This window comes from Nocardia sp. NPDC006982, assembly GCF_042869435.1.
In the GTDB taxonomy this organism is placed as follows: domain Bacteria; phylum Actinomycetota; class Actinomycetes; order Mycobacteriales; family Mycobacteriaceae; genus Nocardia.
Window position 1 is genome coordinate 407,130 of sequence record NZ_JBIAFV010000004.1, and the last position, 18,370, is coordinate 425,499.

Sequence of the window (18,370 nt, forward strand, 5' to 3'; positions counted from 1 at the left end):
GCGCGTTGCGCACGACGGAGCCGAGCGCCAGCGAGGCGCAGTCGTGAGCAGACAAGAAGTTCCCGGCCAGTTCACTCTGGTCCTGCATTCCCATCTGCCCTGGCTGGCCCATCACGGCCGCTGGCCGGTCGGCGAGGAATGGCTCTATCAATCCTGGGCCGCCTCTTACCTTCCGGTCGTCGATGTGCTGAGAACACTTGCCGCGGAAGGCCGTTCACACCTGCTCAGCCTCGGCATCACGCCGGTACTCGCCGCCCAGCTGGACGATCCGCATTGCCTTGCGGGCATGCATCATTGGCTCGGCAACTGGCAGCTGCGCGCCGATGAGGCCGCGATGGCGGGCAATATCGCACTCGGCAGGCATGAGCACCGGCTGGCGGCGGCGGCACTCGCGGAATTCGAAAAGCACTGGCGCCACGGCGCGGCGCCGGTGTGGCGGCAGCTCATCGACGCCGAGGCCATCGAACTGCTCGGTGGCCCGCTCGCGCACCCGTTCCAGCCGCTGCTGCACCCACGACTGCGCGCCTTCCAGCTCAGCGAGGGCCTGTCCGATGCCCGGCAGCGCTGGGGCCACACCCCGACCGGCATCTGGGCGCCCGAATGCGGCTACACCCCCGGCATGGAGACCGGATACGCGGCCGCGGGTGTGACACATTTCATGGTCGACGGACCCGCATTGCGCGGCGATACCACCCTCGGCCGACCGGTCCGGGAATCGGATGTGGTGGCCTTCGGGCGGGATCTGCAAGTGAGCTACCGGGTTTGGTCGCCCAAGTCCGGCTATCCGGGGCAGAGCGCCTACCGTGACTTTCATCACTATGACCACGCGACGGGTCTCAAGCCCGCCCGCGTCACCGGCAAGACGGTCGCCGGTCCGGACAAGGCCCCGTACGACCCGGAACTGGCGGCTGCGGCGGTGGTTCGCGATGTCGACGATTTCGTGCGGACCGTGCGCGAACGACTGATCGAGGAATCGGCGCGCATCGGACGTCCGGCCCTGGTCGTCGCCGCATTCGACACCGAATTGTTCGGGCACTGGTGGCACGAGGGTCCGCAGTGGCTGGCCCAGGTACTGCGGGCACTGCCCGAGGCGGGCGTCACCGTCGGCACGCTGGCCGATGCCAGGGCGCGCGGGTTCGTCGGCGAGCCGGTGCCGCTTGCCGATTCGTCCTGGGGCTCGGGTAAGGATTGGCGAGTATGGGCCGGTGACCAGGTGAAAGACCTGGTGGATCTGAACGACGATATTGTCCGGCTCACCCTCGATACGGTCGACAAGATGCGGGCCGCGGACGGCGGCGCCGCACTGCGCGACCCGGTTGCCGATCAACTGCTGCGCGAGGCCATCCTCACCGTCTCCAGCGACTGGGCATTCATGGTCAGCAAGGACTCCGCGGCCGGCTACGCACGCGACCGCGCGCATCGACACGCCCACGCCGTGCGGGAAATCGCCACCGCCGTCGGGGCGGGCCAAGTCGCCAAAGCACACCAGTTGGCGGCAGGATGGGGGGCGGCCGACGGCTTCTTCCCGAGTTTGGACGCACGGCGGCTGGCGATCGCGGACCGAGACTCCGCCTGATAAGGACATTCATGAAGATCTTGATGGTGTCGTGGGAGTACCCACCGGTTGTGGTCGGTGGGCTGGGCCGCCATGTGCATCACCTGGCGGTCGAACTGGCCGCGGCCGGTCACGAAGTGGTCGTGCTCGCCCGCCGCCCCTCCGGCACCGACTCCGTGACCCACCCCACCCACTCCTTCATCGCCGAGGGCGTGCTGGTGGTCGCGGTCGCGGAGGATCCGCCGTGCTTCGACTTCGGCGAAGACATGCTCGCTTGGACGCTGGCCATGGGCCACGCGATGGTGCGCGCCGGTGTGGCTCTCGGCAAGCCCGGCATCGGCGACGGCTGGGTCCCGGATGTCGTGCACGCGCACGACTGGCTGGTCGCGCATCCGGCAATCGCGCTGGCCGAGTACTACGACGTGCCGCTGGTCTCGACCATCCACGCCACCGAGGCCGGGCGGCACAGCGGTTGGGTCTCGGGCCGGGTCAACAAGCAGGTGCATTCGGTCGAGTGGTGGCTGGCCAATGAATCGGATGCGCTGATCACCTGCTCGACCTCCATGCAGGACGAGGTGGAGCGGCTCTACGGGCCCGAGCGGGTGCCGATGACGGTCATCCGCAACGGAATCGATGTGGGCGCGTGGACCTTTCGGCCGCGCGCACCGCGCACCGGTCCGCCGCGTCTGCTCTATGTGGGTCGGCTCGAGTACGAGAAGGGTGTGCAGGATGCGATCGCCGCGCTGCCGCGCATCCGCCGCGCCCACCCCGGCACCACGCTGACCGTCGCCGGTATCGGCACCCAGTTCGAATGGCTGCGCGAACGCGCCCGGGTGCATCGGGTCGCGCGGGCGGTGACCTTCGCCGGTCAGCTCGATCACGAGGAACTACTCGGCTGGTTGCACGGCGCCGATGCCATCGTGCTGCCGAGCCGCTACGAACCCTTCGGCATCGTCGCACTCGAGGCGGCCGCCGCCGGTACCCCGCTGATCACCTCCACCGCGGGTGGTCTCGGCGAAGCCGTCATCGACGGCGTCACCGGCGCATCCTTCGAACCGGCAGATGTGGACGGCATCGTCGAAGCCGTGCGCGCCACCCTCGACGATCCGGCCGCCACCCAGGACCGCGCCTACGCCGCGCGCGAGCGCCTCACCGCCGACTTCGCCTGGGATGTGGTCGCTGCCGAAACCGCCCTGGTCTACTCCTCGGCCAAACGCCGCGTCCGCAACCCCCTCGGCCGCCCCACCATCATCGAACGCCCCCTCCCCGAGCGCGATCCGAAGTAGCGCCTAGCTCTCCATCTTCTTGACGATCTTCTGGATGGTGAGCCAGGTGCGGGTGGTGATCTCCTTGCTGTAGGTCTTCTCCATCCAGGCCATGAAGTTCGGGGTGCGGGGTTCGGTGTTGTCGATGACCGAGAGGACGACGCGGGCGGCCGTGTCGTAGCCGACGATCCGGACACCGGGTTCGGTGTGCTTGCGCAGCTCTTTCGCGACGTTCGGCGGCGCCTGTTTGAGGAAGGTCGCGGTCAGGTAGGTGCCGCGACCGTGGGTCAGGCCCGGAAACGGATCGGTGTCGAGCAGGTCGCGCAGTTCGTCGTAGGTGCGCACGATGGTGCCGCCCGGAATTCCGAGTTCGCTGTTCAGCGCGTCCTGGATGCGGGCTTCCAACTTCGCGATATCGGTGTCCACGGTACGGAAGACCACATTGCCACTGGCCAATACCGTGGCGACCTTCTCGAATCCGAGCCCCTCGAACACCCCGCGCAGCTTCTCCCCCTTCATATTGGGGTTCGTCGGCATGATCCCGCGCAACAGCGCCGCGTACCTGTTCATGCCGTGACCGTACCGACTGCCACCGACGCATACCGGCATACTCGGCCGAGATAGCACGAGCCCCGGGTCCGTTCCGGATCCCGGGGCTCGTTGGCACTCATGCCGACTGGGTGGCGCCGTTCTTCTTGCGCTCGATATCTTCCAGCGCGGCAACATATTTGGCGCGCTCCTCAGCACCGGCCTCCCAGGTTGCCTTGCGGTTCTTGACGACCTTGGCGGGCGCGCCGACGGCAATGCTGTAGTCCGGAATCTCGCCCTTGACCACCGCATGCGCACCGAGCACACAGCCGCGGCCGACGCGGGTTTCGCGCAGCACCGTCACCTTGGCGGCGATCCAGGTATCCGGACCGATGCGGACCGGGCTCTTGACGATGCCCTGATCCTTGATCGGCATATTGATGTCATCCATGCGGTGGTCGAAGTCGCAGATGTAGCACCAGTCCGCGACCAGCGTGGATTCACCGATCTCGATATCGAGGTAGGTGTTGACGACGTTGTCCTTGCCGAAGACGACCTTGTCGCCGATGCGCAGCGAACCCTCGTGGCAGCGAATGGCATTGCCGTCGCCGATATGCACCCAGCGGCCGATTTCCATCCGCCCCAATTCGGGGGTCGCGTGGATTTCGACGCGCTTGCCGAGGAAGACCATGCCGCGCAGCACAATATGCGGATTGGCCGCCTTGAATTTGAACAGCCGGTAGTACCGCACCAGATACCAAGGCGTATACGCCTTGTTCGCGAGCACCCAGCGCAGCGACGCCAGCGTCAGAAATCGCGCTTGCTGCGGATCCCGGCGGCGCGAGCCACGCCACCGCGAGCGCAACGGTGCGCCCCACATGCTCGTCACGAAGTCATCTCCTGTCGTGGTCCTTGACATGGCGACCGTCCCGGTCGCGACGGCTAGAGCTTATCCCGTCGGAAAACACCGCCGGGACCCGTACAACGTCGGCGGACCCTCCCGTACAGTGATCGCTGCGCCGCCGACGGCGGCGGCGAACCTCCACGCGGGCGGTGGTGCGCGTACCCGGGGGTCGACACGCTTTCGGTCACGTCCCCGGCGGGCAACGACGACAGGAGTGCAGCAGGTGCGAAGCGGCGGCGTACTGGCCAACCCGGCGCGCGGGCTCACCCTGTCCCGACTGGGCGCGGCGGCGGCAATCGGTGCACTGGTGTTGACGGGCTGCGGTACCGACGTCGACGACATCACCGTCGGATCGGGCAAGGGCTGGACCACCGCGCACCACGACGGCCGCAACAGTGGCTTCAGCCCGGTCACCGGCTCGCGCAAACTATCGCTGAGCTGGTCGCGGCCGGTCGGTGGGCCGATCGAGGAACCCGTGACGCTCGGCCCGGACGGGCAAATGTTCGTCACCACCCTGACCCCGAGCAACTGCGCCATTCTCTCGCTGCAGATGCCTACCGGCCGAAAGCGCTTCTGCAACGCGCTGGGACCGAATGCGATCTCCGCGCCCTCGGTGGTCGACAGCGGCACCAATGTCTACGTCGGCGACGACAGCGGGGTCAGTGCGTTCAACTCCATCGGGCAGCCGCGCTGGCGGACTCCCGTTGCGGGCGTACCGGTTTCGGCGCAGTTCACCGGCGACGGAAACATCCTGACGGTCACCCAGTCCGGTCAGATGGACGTGCTGAGCCGCCAGACCGGTGCGCGCGTCGTCAGCACCACCCAACTGCTGGGCGATCCCGACTTCCTGGAGTACCCCGATCTCACCCGACCCGCGTCCGGACAGGGTCTCGACGACTGCGCGATCGGCGGGCCGCAGTGCCCGGTCGCCAATATCTCGCCGATCGAGGTGTCCAGCGGCCGCTTCTTCGTCACGCTGTGGAAGCCGGGCAAGCCGATCGCCGCACTGGTCGCGTTGCGCTACGCCGACAATAAGATTCAGCAGGAATGGAGCGCGGACCTGCTCACCGACGGCAGCGCGACCAGCCCGACACTGTCCGCCGACGGCCGGACCGTCTACGTCGGCGACAACTCCAAGCGCCTCATCGCGGTCGACGCCGCCGACGGCCGGACCAAATGGGTGCAGCCGCTGGATTGGGCGCCGCGCGGCGGCATTTCGGTCTCCGGCGACGGGCTGATCATCCCCGCCGGCGACGACGGCCACCTGCTCGCCCTGCGCGACAAGGGCGATGCCGCCGAAATCGCCTGGGAGCGTAAGGATCTCGCCCTGCGCGGCACCCCCGTCCAGACCGCAGGCGACACCGGCTACACCGCCGCCGCCATCGGCGACGGCATCAACCTGATCACCTTCGACACCAGGACCGGCGCAACCGTCGACTCGGACGTCCTCCCGAATGCCAAGGGCACCACCACCGGCACCTCCATCGGCTCCAAGGGCGAGGTAGTCCTCGCCACCCGCATCGGCGAAGTCTTCACCTTCAAACCCGAGCAGTAGGTAGTTCGCCGCGCAGACATCGAGAGCAGCGCAGGTCAGAGGCAGGATACAGAGGCGGCGAGTCCATAAAGCCGGGAGCGGCTGAGTCGCAGCGCAATCCTGGATTCTTGATCACCATGCATCTGTGGCGGCAAACATCGAGAGCAGTCCACCGCCATTGCATTCTCGACTTCGGCGGGCGCCGGTGGGGGCGGCAAGTCATGGAGCCGGGCTCCGGGGTAATCCATGATCACCATGCATCTGTGGCGGCGAACGCCGAGAGCGGTCCGCCACCATTGCATTCTCGACTTCGGCGGGCGCCGGTGGGGCGGGCGCGGGTCGATGGAGGCGGGTGGGATGGGGCGCGAGGCGTGGTCCGCATGCTTCTGTGGCGGGGATGTGGGGAGGGGAAGCCACCAGTGCATTCTCGGCGCCAGTGCATAGGTTAGGTGCAGAGGAAGGCGGCGGCGGTGCGGGAGAGGCGGGTGAGGATGAGGGTGTAGGGGTGGGTGCCGCGGAGTTTCAGGCGTTTGCGGAGGGTGTCGGGGTCTATGTCGAGGCCGCGGATGCGGATTTCGAGGGGGCCGCAGTTGTGGCGGGACAGTTCTTGGCGGAGGGTTTTTTCGCGGAATTCCAGGCGGTCGACGATGCGGAAGCCGCGGACGCCGTGCGGGACGGTGTCGCCGGTCAGGTAGGCGATCTGCGGGTCCAGTTGCCAGAGGCCGTGTTCGGCGGCGTAGTGGCGCACCAGGCCTGCGCGGACGATGGCGCCGTCGGGGTCGATGATCCACTCGCCGGGGGGCTGTTCCGGAATCTCGTCGGGGGCGGCGTCGGTGTAGGTGACGGATTCGCCGCGGGAGGTGAGGACTGTCGCGCGGCGGGTGACGTCGCTGCCGGAAAGGCCCGGCGACCACAGGCAGGCCTCACGGACCGCGCCGTCGAGGGAGACGACCTCGATCTCGCCCGGCCAGTTCAGGCGGTCGAAATCCAGTCCGGGAGCGCACTTTACGGCCAGGTCGCGGCCGGGATAGGCGGCAAGCAGATCCGGTAGCGGGGGTTGCAGTTTGGCCGGATCGTGGGTGCGTCGACCGTCCGCGCGGCGGGCCGGATCGGCGACGACGACGGTGCCGGTGCTGGTCGGGACGAGGGCATCGGCCTTGGCCAGCAGGACATTTCGGGATGCGGCGAGATTGTGCGCGGCCATGGACAGGCGCACGTCGTCGAGGTCGCTGCCGAGTACGGCAGGGCAGGTGCGGGCCAGTTCGGCGAGTTCCGCTCCGATCGAGCAGGTCACATCGTGTACGGCACGTCCGGACAGGCGCGCGGCGCGATGGCGGGCCACCAGCGTCGGCGTCGCCTGTTGCAGCGCGTCATCGGTGAACAGCCACTGTCCGGTATCGACGAGTTTGGCCGCGGCACGACGGCGCAGACGCACCGTTTCCACCAGTGCGGCCGACCGCTCGCCGAATTCGCGACGCACCCGCTCCAAATCGCGCAGGTGCGTCGCGGGAGTCAGCTCCAGCCGATCCACCTCGGCCAGCGCAGCGTAACCCGCCGCGCTGCCGAGGAAGACGACATCCTCGCGACCGAAGCGGTAACCCACTACTTGGCGGCAGCGCCCGGCTTCACGCCGGTGATCATGGCGTTGTAGAAGAACTGGCGCGGCACCACGCGGCGCATGACGTTCTCGTCCAACCAGCTCAGCCGCAGCCACGCGCGGTACATGGCCATCCGGTAGCCCATGGTGAGCTTCTCATCCGGGACGGCCGCCTCGAAGGTGCGCACCGGCCAGCCCCACAGCGCCGCCGCGAACTCCTCGGTGCTCGCCTTGACCTCGGTGGCGCCGGCGCGCCGGGCCATGGCCTCGAGGTCGCTCGGATCGAAGGTGTGCAGGTCGACGACCGCCTCCAGCGCCGCGGCGCGCGAGGACTCGTCCAGTTCGGCCTGCGGCCGCCGCCAACCCGACAGTGCGGGCAGCTTGGTCACGGTGGTGGTGGCCTTCCAGGTGATGCGGCCGAGCCAGCGAGCGTAGAAGTTGCCCGCGGTGGTCGGTTCACCGGCGAAGACGAAACGCCCGCCCGGCTTCAGCACGCGCAGGCACTCCTTGAGCGCCAGTTCCACGTCCGGGATGTGGTGCAGCACCGCATGGCCGACGACGAGGTCGAAGGTGTCGTCCTCGTACGGGATGGTCTCGGCGTCGGCGACCCGGCCGTCGACATCGAGCCCGAGGTTCTCGGCATTACGCAGTGCGACCTTCACCATGCCCGGCGACAGGTCGGTGACCGAGCCAGACTTCGCGACGCCACCCTGCATGAGGTTCAGCAGGAAGAAGCCGGTGCCACAGCCCAATTCCAGCGCGCGCTCGTACGGCAGCGGCGCGGGGCCGACCGCGGCGTCGAACCGGCCGCGGGCATAGTCGATACAGCGCTCGTCATAGGAAATCGACCACTTGTCGTCATAGGTCTCGGCTTCCCAGTCGTGATAGAGCACCTGGGCGAGCTTCGTATCCTTCAGCGCTGCTTCGACCTCGGCCTCGGTGGCATGCGGGTTCGGCGCCGGGTCATCGGGGTGGACCGTCATGGTGGGCTAGCCTAGCCAACCCTGCGCCGCACGTCTGCAGCGGACCAGTGAGTAGGACGTGTTTCGCCCCGCCGCACCGTCGCCCGAGACTCGTTCTGGTTCTGAACCTGCCCGACGATCTACCCCCGCACCGCCTCGCGCCCCAGATGCGGTCGGCAACCTGGGGCTCGAGTGGGCCTCACGATCATCGAGTGCCGCGAAAGTCACACCACCCACAGGCCAGGAACGTGTTCCTGTTTATGGTCCGCATCGGCACTCCGATCACCCAAGCCCGACCCGACTGACCGCGGCACCGCAGATCCTGACTACCGACCAGTAACGGCAAGCAGGCCAAACCGAACCGTCAGCCGGTTGCGTCGGTGCCCGTCAGCGTCCGACTGAGGTTGCCGAACCTGGACCGTCGGCCAGGTTCGACTAGTGCCAATGCGGGCCCCGGTGGCGAAGAGTGGGGTCCATTCCGTGCGAGCACGATCGAGCCCGTCAGACCCGCCCGGGCAGATCGACCGAGACCTCACGAACGCCACCGACGCGGCCGAGCCGTGTGCCCCGTCAGTGCCCGACGAAAGTCGCCGAGCCTGGGCCGTCGGCCAGGTAAGACTCGGTGCCGATGCGGCGGTCTTCGGTGGTGAAGAGGGCGGTCCATTCGATGCGGGCGCGGTCCAGGCCGTGGGGGCCTGCTTCGAAGACGGCTTTCGCGGCGGCGAGGGCGCGGGTGGGTCCGTCGGTGAATTGCCGAGCCCAGCGGATGGCGGCGGTGTAGACGTCGTCGGGGGCGACTACCTCGTCCACCAGGCCGAGGGTGCGCGCTTCATCGGCCTCGACGAAGCGGCCGGTGTAGACGAGGTCTTTGGCGGTGCCGGGGCCGATCAGCAGCGATAGGCGGCGGATGCCTGCGAGGGGAATGAGGCCCGCTTTGATTTGGGGTAGGCCGAGTTTGACGTTGTCGCCGATGATGCGGCGGTCGGCGGCGAGGGCCAGTTCCAGGCCGCCGCCGAGGCAGTAGCCGCTGATCGCGGCGACGGTGGGCTGGGGCACCTTGGCCAGGCAGCCCAGTGCCGCCTGCAGATCGGCGGCCATGGCTTCGGCCTGATCCGGGTCGAGTCCGGAGAGTTCGGCGAGGTCGTCGCCCGCGCAGAAGACCCGCTCGTCGCCGTAGACGACCAATGCCGCGACCCCGGGGTGTGCGGCGACAACCGCCGCCGCCTCGGCCACCTCCCGGACCAGCTGCGCATTCAGCAGGTTCAGTGGCGGGCGGTCGATCCGGAGGACGGCAACGCCACGAACGGCGGGATCCTCCGGCAACTCCAGGGTCACGTATTCGGCCATGGCAGGAAACCTACTGCCTCAAGGACGCGCGGATCCCCTGAGCCTGCTGGTATCCGGCAGTCCGGCGAAATAGCGCTGGTTGTCCGGGAACTGGAGGACCTGCCGCCCACTGTCACCGGCGAGCACCGGCATGATCGGTTCGATCACCCGGTCGATGGCCAGAATCTCCGCCGTGGAAGCGAATTCGGCAATGGCATCGAGCTGCGACCAGGTCGGCGGCAACAGCACATCGGTGCCCGCCCGCCAGCGGTCGAGTTCGTCCGCCGCGGTGCGCCATTGCACCTCGGCGGCCTCGGTGGTGGCGCCGTCGGCCAGCTGCCCCTGCGGCAGCACCGCGACGAAGAACCGGGTGTCATAGCGCCGCGGCTCGATTACCGGGGTGATCCAATTCGCCCACGGCCGCAGCAGATCCGCGCGCAACACCAGTTTCTCTTCGGCGAGGAAGTCCGCCAGCGAAACTTCGCGCCGCTCCAGTCGCGCCCGGGCATCGTGGTAGCCGGTGGTATCGGAGACGACGGTGTCGACTGTCGGCCCGGCCAGCAGCACCCCGCACTCCTCGAAGGTTTCGCGCACTGCGGCGGCGACGAGCGCCTTGGCCCTTGGCTCGGTGGTGCCGAACTTCGCCGCCCACCAAGCGGGTTCGGGTCCGGCCCATTCGATGTCGGCGGTTCCGTCCGACGGATCGACACCGCCGCCCGGGAAAACGGTCATGCCGGCGGCGAAGGCCATCGCCCCGACCCGGCGCTGCAGGAACACCTCGGGCCCGGTGGCACCGTCACGCACCAACATCACCGTCGACGCGTCCTTGAGCGGCGGAATGGGCTCCTGCGCGTTCGTCTCACTCACTCCTGCACCCTAACGCCTGCTTGTTTTACGCCGTAATCCCCATCACGGGCTCAGCGCGAACGGTGCCGCCCCAAACGACGCGCGCGCCGCGCGAAGTACCGGCCATCGACGCGATCCAGCGCGATCGACTGACGGAAGGCCTCACTCAGGTTCTCGGCGGTAAGCACATCCGGCAGCAAACCCTGCGCGATGACCGCGCCCTCGTTCAGCAGCAGGCCATGGGTGAAGCCCGGCGGAATCTCCTCGACATGGTGGGTCACCAGGACCATGGCCGGGGAATCGGGATCCGAGGCGAGATCGCCGAGGCGTTCCACCAATTCCTCACGGCCCCCCAGATCCAGACCGGCGGCGGGCTCGTCGAGCAGCAGCAGCTCCGGATCGGTCATCATCGCGCGGGCGATCAGCACCCGCTTGCGCTCCCCCTCGGACAACGTTCCGTAGGTGCGATCGGAAAGATGTTCGGCGCCGAGACTTTCGAGCATATCGATGGCGCGGTCGGTATCGACATCGTCGTAACGCTCGCGCCAGCGACCGAGGACCGCGTAACCGGCGGAAACCACCAGATCGCTGACCTTCTCGTCGCGCGGAATCCGGCTGGCCACCGCGGCCGAGGACCAGCCGATGCGCGGTCGTAGCTCGCTGACATCGGTTTTGCCGATGACTTCACCGAGCAGATGGGCGATGCCCGAGGTCGGATGCACTTCGGCGGCGGCCATGCGGAGCAGCGAGGTCTTGCCCGCGCCGTTGGGTCCGAGGACCACCCAGCGTTCGTCGAGCTCGACCTGCCAGGTGACCGGGCCGACGAGGGTGTGACCCGAACGTCGGATGGTCACGTCGGTGAAATCAATGAGCAGATCGGGATCCGGTTGCGGCACGGGCTCCATCTTGGCTCAAATGCGCTGTGTTCGTACGACCGACCCATGCCGGTAGCCACGACATGGCCATTCGTCCGCCACGACGTGCCGTCGCGGACGGTGCGCGCACCGCTCCCGGCGGGTTTTTCGGCGGCTCATCGGTGAAGCGGAACATCCGCGCGACGATCAGCGCCAGCGGAATCGAACAACCTACCCAAACGGCGAGTATCACCAACAGCGTCGTCATCATGATGGCCTCCGGCGAGTGGTATGCGGCGGTCCTATTGCGTCGAACGTACCCAGATCGGGCTCAGGTGAATCCCCTTAGCGCCGAACAGCGAAACATCTACACCGCGTAATCGCTTGCGGGACCTGCGGTGTAAATCGGATGCGAGCAATTCACCCCCAGCCGATCAGTATTGTCCGGGCACCGCGATCACAGTCATCGACCCCGGAGCGACCTCGGTGAAACCGGCGTCGCGCACCGCGACGGCCTGCCCACGAGACACCTGCTCGCACAGCGACGCCCACTGCTCCGGTCCGGATTCGCGCACCGCACATCGGAACTCGCGCTGCGACCACCGCAGTGCCTCGTCCACGGTGAGCGCACCGGCTAGCAACATGCTGGCGTGACCGACCTGGGCGGCGGCCTTGCCGAGCGTCATGCCGAGCTTCGTATTCACCCACAGCACGGGCAGGTCGGGATCGGCGGGTCCGGGATCGTCGTGTTCGAGGTCGGTGCCGTTGATCTGCAGCCGCCTGATCCGCGGATCGACCTCGCCCACCGGCCCCGGCACGAATGCCCGCGCCTGCGCACCGTCCACCTCGACGGTCACCCCGTCCACCTCGTTGGCGGCCAGCCACTGCGCACCGCGCGCCCGCCGCGCCACCTTGCGGATCCGCGACCGCTTCCAGGCCAGGAACCGCTGCTCCCACACACCCTCGGGCCCGACCCGCTCATCCAGGCACAGCGCCACCGTGGCCACCGCCGCGGCCTCGAGCAGTGCACTGCGCCGCGGCGGATCGACCTTCGGAATATGCAGCACCATCTGCATGGCTTGCACGAGAGCGGAATCTTCCGGATCGCCGAGAGCGCCGTAGCCACGCGCCAGCTCCGCATGCCGAATGCGGAATCCCTCGACACCCGTCGACAATTCGGCCTCCGGGATACTCGACATCACGCCACCTCGATCGTCAACGAAAACCGCCGCGCAGGCGCGACACCCCCAGCGAGCCTACCGACCCTCGTGACTCAGCTGCCGACGAGCGGGACGCGACGGATTCCGCCGTCGCGGGCATCGGCGGCCTCCACCTCGTCGCGGGTCACGCCGAGGATGAACAGGACCGCGTCCAGGTAAGGATGCGACAGCGCCGCGTCGGCGACCTCGCGCAACGCGGGCTTGGCATTGAAGGCGACGCCGAGTCCGGCCGCATTGAGCATGTCGATGTCGTTGGCGCCGTCGCCGACGGCCACGGTCTGCTCCATCGGCACGCCCGCCTCCGCCGCGAATTTACGCAGCGCGGTGGCCTTGAAGGCGCGGTCGACGATTTCGCCGACCACCCGGCCGGTCAGCTTGCCGTCCACGACTTCGAGCGTATTCGCCTGCACGAAGTCCAATTCCAGTTCGTGCGCGAGCGGTTCGATCACCTGACGGAAGCCGCCCGACACCACACCGCAGCGGAATCCGATGCGGCGCAGGGTTCGAATGGTGGTGCGCGCGCCCGGGGTCAGCTCGATCCGGTCGGCGACCTCCTCGATCACCGATTCGTCCAGCCCCTCGAGGGTCGCCACCCGCTGACGCAGGGATTCGGCGAAGTCGATTTCACCGCGCATGGCCGCCTCGGTGACCTCGCGGACCTGATCCTCCACCCCGGCGTGCGCGGCGAGCATCTCGATGACCTCGCCCTGGATCAGGGTCGAATCGACGTCGAAGACGATGAGCCGCTTGCCACGGCGGGCCAGTCCGGCCCGCTCCACCGCCACGTCCACCTGTTCGGCGACCGCGACCTCGGCCAGCGCCGTGCGCAGCCGGGCATCGGAATCGGGGCCGGTGTCGGTCGCGGTGACCAGGAGTTCCATTCCGGTCACCGGGTAGTCGGCAATGCCGCGGATGGTGTCGATATTGGCGCCGAGCGCGGCGAGCTGACGAGAGACCGAACTGAATGCGCGCGCGGTCACCGGCGCGCCGAGGATGACCACCGCATGGGTGGACATCGGCTGCCTGCCGATCTGCGCGTCGACCTCGACGTCGACATGCATGCCGACGGTATTCATCGCCTCTTCGAGCTCGTCCTGCAGCGCCTCCGGATCGCTCGGGCAGGTGACCAGCACGCCGAGGGTCAGTCGGCCGCGTATGACGACCTGCTCCACATCCAGCAGGCTCACGTGATGCCGCGACATCGCCGCGAGCAGTACGGAGGTCACACCGGGCCGGTCGGGTCCGGTGACGGTGACGAGGACGATGGTGTCGGCCAACTGAGGTGCTCCAAGTTAGTTGTTTGCCGTAGCTGTGCTGGACCCCGATGTCGCAACGCTGCGGTCGGTGCTAGTCCCCACAAAATGAGTGTGCACCCACTGATGATCAGTAGGTGCACACTCATCATGGCGACGCTACTGCACTGCCGGGTACCTCTCTGCCGGACAATGTAGTTGCTCACTCGCCTGGTGGGCTCACTCTCTGCGCCCTTGGACGGACGAATGTCCGGCCACCGTCTAATGCTTTGCCAAGGCGCCTTCGTGCACTTCGGTGGCATGTTTGCCCGAACCCCAGCCCACATGCGCCTCGGCCCGCATCCGCTCGACCATGTGCGGGTAGTGCAGCTCGAATGCGGGACGCTCGGAACGGATGCGCGGCAGTTCGTAGAAGTTGTGCCGCGGCGGCGGGCAGGTGGTGGCCCACTCCAGCGAGTTGCCGTAACCCCACGGATCATCGACGGTGACCACTTCGCCGTAGCGGTAGCTCTTGAACACGTTCCAGATGAACGGAAGCATCGACGCACCGAGGATGAAGGCGCCGATGGTGGAAATGGTGTTCAGCGTGGTGAATCCGTCGCTGGGCAGGTAGTCGGCGTAGCGGCGCGGCATGCCTTCGGCGCCCAGCCAGTGCTGCACCAGGAAGGTGGTGTGGAAGCCGATGAAGGTGGTCCAGAAGTGCCACTTGCCGAGGCGCTCGTCCAGCATGCGGCCGGTGATCTTCGGGAACCAGAAGTAGATGCCTGCATAGGTGGCGAACACGATGGTGCCGAAGAGCACGTAGTGGAAGTGCGCGACGACGAAGTACGAGTCGGTGACGTGGAAGTCCAGCGGCGGCGAGGCCAGGATGACACCGGACAGACCGCCGAAGAGGAAGGTGACCAGGAAGCCGAGGGAGAACAGCATCGGCGATTCGAAGGTCAGCTGGCCGCGCCACATGGTGCCGATCCAGTTGAAGAACTTCACACCGGTCGGGACGGCGATCAGGAAGGTCATGAACGAGAAGTACGGCAGCAGCACGGCGCCGGTGGCGTACATGTGGTGCGCCCACACCGCGATCGACAGCGCCGCGATACCAAGGGTCGCGTAGACCAGCGTGGTGTAACCGAAGATCGGCTTACGCGAGAAGACCGGGAAGATCTCCGAGACGATGCCGAAGAACGGCAGCGCGATGATGTACACCTCGGGATGTCCGAAGAACCAGAACAGGTGCTGGTAGAGCAGGATGCCGCCGGTGGCCGGATCGTAGATGTGGCCACCGAGGTGGCGGTCGTAGGCCAGGCCGAACAGCGCGGCGGTCAGCAGCGGGAAGGCGAGCAGCACGAGGACGCTGGTGACGGCGATGTTCCAGGTGAAGATCGGCATACGGAACATGGTCATACCGGGGGCACGCAGGCAGACCACCGTGGTCAGCATGTTGACGCCACCGAGGATGGTGCCCAGACCGGAGACCGCGAGGCCGAGGATCCACAGGTCGGTGCCGACGCCGGGCGAGTGCAGGATGTCGGTCAGCGGGACGTACGCCGTCCAACCGAAGTCCGCGGCGCCACCGGGGGTGATGAAGCCCGCGGTCGCCATGGTCGCGCCGAATGCGTACAGCCAGTAGCTGAAGGCGTTCAGTCGTGGGAAGGCGACGTCGGGTGCGCCGATCTGCAGCGGCAGGACGATATTGGCGAAGCCGAACACGATCGCGGTCGCGTAGAACAGCAGCATGATCGTGCCGTGCATGGTGAACAGCTGGTTGAACTGTTCCGGGGACAGGAACTGCAGACCCGGCCGGGCCAGCTCACCACGCATCAGCAGGGCCATCAGACCACCGATGAGGAAGAACGCCATCGAGGTGGTCAGGTACATGACACCGAGGACCTTAGGGTCGGTGGTGGTGACCATCTTGACGATGAACGAGCCCTTCGGCCCGGTCCGAGCCGGATACGGCCGAGTCGCTTCCAACTGAGGGACTGGCTTTGGCTCTACGGCAGTCACTGATCCTCCTGAAAGGTGCCTTTAGGTCGCTCCGCAGGCTCCGCTGCTCGCATCCGCCCCACTACGGGGACAGACGAGGAGTTCGCTTGCGCTCCTGAGATCGTAAACCGTGCTGCGACAGCCATCCGCACGGGTCCTACTCTGTGTCGTATTTCGCGGTGTGGGCGACTCCGACCCACTGATTCGGCGCTCATGATCCGGCCCCTTGCGTGCCGACCATTTAGAGCGACCTGCAAGCAGTCGCCAGCGATGATTTTCGCGGGCAGCCGACGTCTCTATCGGTGACAGTGATCCACTCTCGCAAGGAGCCCACTCATGACCGCACCCAAGACCGGCGATCCCTGCTGGGTCGATATCTACACCTCTGATCCAGACCGGGCCATCGCCTTCTACGGCCAGCTGTTCGGCTGGACCGCCGACCGCGCGGACGAGGAGTTCGGCGGCTACATCACCTTCCGCAAGGACGGTAAGGCCGTCGCGGGCGGCATGGGCAAGACCGCGGACGGGGCCGAGGGACCCGATCAATGGACGGTCTACCTCGCTTCGCCCGATGCCAAGGCCACCGCGGACGCGGCCGCCGAGCACGGCGGCGCGGTCGTCGTTGCGCCCATGGATGTGGGCGATCTCGGTGCGATGGCCGTGCTCGGCGATGTCGGCGGCGCGGGCGTCGGCATCTGGCAGGCCGGCACCTTCGGCGGATTCGAGACCATCGGCATCGCCTCAGGCGGCACCTGGACCGACCACGTCGGCATCCCGTCCTGGTTCGAACTGCACACCCGCGACTACGCCCGCTCGCTCGACTTCTACCGCGACGTCTTCGGCTGGAGCGATACCTTCGCCATTTCCGACTCCCCGGAGTTCCGCTACACCACCATCCACGCCACCACCCCGATGCTCGGCGGTGTCATGGATGCCTCGGCCTTCCTGCCCGAGGGTGTACCGGCGGGCTGGACCGTCTACTTCGGCGCCGATGACGTCGACGCGGCCGTCGCGAAGGTCGTCGAATTGGGCGGCACCGTGCTGGCCCCGCCCGAGAACACCCCCTACGGCCGGATCGCACAGGTCGCCGATCCGACCGGGGCACGATTCAGCATCGGCGGCAACGCCGCGTAGCCGATCCGACGACCGCGCGGAATCCGCTGTACGACAGCGGGATTCCGCGCGGTCGCGGACAGGGTCCGGATGCGACGTGCACGCGGCGGTGGCCTTCGCGTCCCGGCACCCACGCCACGCGGTACCCTCACCCGCATGCCGGTGAGCGCCCCTGTTCGCACCCGAAACCGCACGGACTCCCCCCGATACGGCACCGCCAGGAATCGCGCGGTCCGGCACGGGGGCACCGCGGTCGCCCTGCTCTGCGCCGCATTGCTCGTCGCGGGCTGCAGTCAGAAGGACGACGCCAGCTCGATCATTCGCACCACGACGAATATCGCGGGCGCCGGTGTGGTCGGCCTGGAGCGCGACACCTCGAACGCCTGCCCGCTACCGAGCGCACCGGATCCGTCGAACGGCAAGACCCGCACCGTCACCCACGCCGCGGGCACGTCGGAGGTGCCCGCCGATCCGCAGCGCGTCGTTGTGCTGTCTACCTCAGCGTTGGACGCCACCTGCGCGGTCGGCCTGTGGGAGCGGGTCGTCGGCGCGGTTCCGATCGACGGACCCCGCTCGCAGCCCATGTATCTCGGCTACGGCGTGCTGAAGATCCCCCCCGTCGGTTCGGCGGCACAGCCCGATCTCGGGCAGATCGCCGCCCTGCATCCCGATCTGATCATCGGCGATATGTCGAGCGGCCCAGGCGGTTTCGCCGCATTGCAGGCGATCGCGCCGACCGTACTCGCCGATCCCGGCAGCGGCTGGCAGACCGAATTCAGCACGCTTGCAGCGGGTCTCGGCCGTCGCACTGCCGCGACAACGGCGTTGGAGAACTACCGTGCCGAGGCGCGCGAGACCGGTAATGCCTTGGCCGCCAGCCAGTCCCAGGCCTCGGTGGTCCGCTTCACCGCCGATCACGACCAGGTCCAGGGCAGCAACAGCTTCGCGGGACAGGTCCTCGCCGATGTGGGTGTACAGCGGCCGACCGCCCAGCGCGGCACCTCCTTCGACGTGACCGAGCAGGACCTGACCAAGGTCGAGGGCGACATCATCTACGTCGTCTTCGCGGGCGAGGCCGGTGAAGCGCACGGTAAGTCGGTGCTGCGCAGCGATGCCTGGAAGGATCTCGGCGCCTCCGCCGATAAGCGCGTCTTCGCGGTCGAAGACACCGTGTGGCACGGCGACGGCCTCACCGCGGCCCGCGCCCTGCTCGCCGACCTGCGCAGCAGCTTGAACGGTTTCGTCACCGACTGAGTTTTTGGCAGCGCCTTCGGCGCTGCGTGTTCGCGGCCCCCTGGTGTCTCGCGTCCGAGCCGTCGAGACTCGCGCCTTCGGCGCATGCGCTTCGACGACTCGGACGCGAGACGGGCCGCGAACAGGCCGCTCGTAAGACTCGCTCCGCGGTGGTCGCTGATGGCGGGACGTCCGGC

The 18,370-nt window shown here is 67.6% G+C and carries 15 protein-coding genes; 5 read left to right on the forward strand and 10 right to left on the reverse strand.

Annotation, left to right across the window (positions count from 1 at the left end; translation table 11 throughout):
* The first annotated feature begins 43 nt into the window (after positions 1-43).
* Together ACFYOW_RS18890 and ACFYOW_RS18895 are read left to right on the forward strand one after the other, a co-directional pair.
* Entirely contained in the window at positions 44-1,576 is a 1,533-nt protein-coding gene (locus ACFYOW_RS18890) for a 1,4-alpha-glucan branching protein domain-containing protein (RefSeq protein WP_387289486.1), read from the forward strand.
* 11 nt (positions 1,577-1,587) lie between these two features.
* Positions 1,588-2,841 carry a glycosyltransferase family 4 protein gene (locus ACFYOW_RS18895; RefSeq protein ID WP_063047273.1) on the forward strand — a complete coding sequence of 418 codons (1,254 nt, stop codon included), beginning with the start codon at positions 1,588-1,590 and terminating at the stop codon, positions 2,839-2,841.
* Positions 2,842-2,844: 3 nt separating this feature from the next.
* On the opposite strand, the gene ACFYOW_RS18900 is transcribed toward ACFYOW_RS18895, so the two are convergent.
* On the reverse strand, positions 2,845-3,390 hold the full coding sequence (locus tag ACFYOW_RS18900) for a DUF1697 domain-containing protein (RefSeq protein ID WP_387289488.1): 546 nt from the start codon (positions 3,388-3,390) through the stop codon (positions 2,845-2,847).
* Between the two features lie 97 nt (positions 3,391-3,487).
* Positions 3,488-4,237, reverse strand: a complete 750-nt coding sequence (locus ACFYOW_RS18905) for an acyltransferase (RefSeq protein ID WP_040693897.1) — start codon at positions 4,235-4,237, stop codon at positions 3,488-3,490.
* Positions 4,238-4,475: 238 nt separating this feature from the next.
* Between ACFYOW_RS18905 and ACFYOW_RS18910 the strand changes: the two genes are divergently transcribed.
* On the forward strand, positions 4,476-5,807 hold the full coding sequence (locus ACFYOW_RS18910; RefSeq protein ID WP_387289490.1) for a PQQ-binding-like beta-propeller repeat protein: 1,332 nt from the start codon (positions 4,476-4,478) through the stop codon (positions 5,805-5,807).
* A 424-nt stretch (positions 5,808-6,231) separates the two neighbouring features.
* Here the strand turns inward: ACFYOW_RS18910 and ACFYOW_RS18915 are convergent, their stop codons facing one another.
* From ACFYOW_RS18915 to ctaD, 8 genes are all read right to left on the reverse strand, one after another.
* On the reverse strand, positions 6,232-7,389 hold the full coding sequence (locus ACFYOW_RS18915; RefSeq protein ID WP_387289491.1) for a class I SAM-dependent methyltransferase: 1,158 nt from the start codon (positions 7,387-7,389) through the stop codon (positions 6,232-6,234).
* Entirely contained in the window at positions 7,389-8,366 is a 978-nt protein-coding gene (locus ACFYOW_RS18920; protein ID WP_387289492.1) for a class I SAM-dependent methyltransferase, read from the reverse strand. The genes ACFYOW_RS18915 and ACFYOW_RS18920 overlap by 1 nt, the downstream gene beginning before the upstream one ends.
* A gap of 549 nt (positions 8,367-8,915) precedes the next feature.
* Positions 8,916-9,692 (reverse strand): enoyl-CoA hydratase-related protein, encoded by a 777-nt coding sequence (locus tag ACFYOW_RS18925; protein WP_387289494.1) that lies wholly within the window; start codon positions 9,690-9,692, stop codon positions 8,916-8,918.
* Positions 9,693-9,710: 18 nt separating this feature from the next.
* Positions 9,711-10,481 carry an NUDIX hydrolase gene (locus ACFYOW_RS18930; protein WP_387290070.1) on the reverse strand — a complete coding sequence of 257 codons (771 nt, stop codon included), beginning with the start codon at positions 10,479-10,481 and terminating at the stop codon, positions 9,711-9,713.
* A 107-nt stretch (positions 10,482-10,588) separates the two neighbouring features.
* On the reverse strand, positions 10,589-11,422 hold the full coding sequence (locus ACFYOW_RS18935) for an ABC transporter ATP-binding protein (RefSeq protein ID WP_063046344.1): 834 nt from the start codon (positions 11,420-11,422) through the stop codon (positions 10,589-10,591).
* Positions 11,423-11,805: 383 nt separating this feature from the next.
* Positions 11,806-12,570, reverse strand: coding sequence for a peptidyl-tRNA hydrolase (locus tag ACFYOW_RS18940; protein WP_387289496.1), 765 nt, complete (start codon positions 12,568-12,570; stop codon positions 11,806-11,808).
* A 74-nt stretch (positions 12,571-12,644) separates the two neighbouring features.
* The gene (gene serB, locus ACFYOW_RS18945) at positions 12,645-13,868 is read right to left on the reverse strand and encodes a phosphoserine phosphatase SerB (RefSeq protein WP_387289498.1); all 1,224 of its coding nucleotides are present in this window, start codon (positions 13,866-13,868) and stop codon (positions 12,645-12,647) included.
* A 237-nt stretch (positions 13,869-14,105) separates the two neighbouring features.
* Positions 14,106-15,848: a cytochrome c oxidase subunit I gene (gene ctaD, locus ACFYOW_RS18950; protein WP_063046341.1), complete on the reverse strand. Its 1,743-nt coding sequence runs from the start codon at positions 15,846-15,848 to the stop codon at positions 14,106-14,108.
* A 315-nt stretch (positions 15,849-16,163) separates the two neighbouring features.
* On the opposite strand from ctaD, the gene ACFYOW_RS18955 reads away from it, so the two are divergent.
* A complete protein-coding gene (locus ACFYOW_RS18955; protein ID WP_387289501.1) occupies positions 16,164-16,961 on the forward strand; it encodes a VOC family protein in 798 nt (265 codons plus the stop codon).
* Between the two features lie 135 nt (positions 16,962-17,096).
* Complete coding sequence (locus tag ACFYOW_RS18960) at positions 17,097-18,194, forward strand: ABC transporter substrate-binding protein (RefSeq protein ID WP_387289503.1); 1,098 nt, start codon at positions 17,097-17,099, stop codon at positions 18,192-18,194.
* The last annotated feature ends 176 nt before the right edge of the window (positions 18,195-18,370 follow it).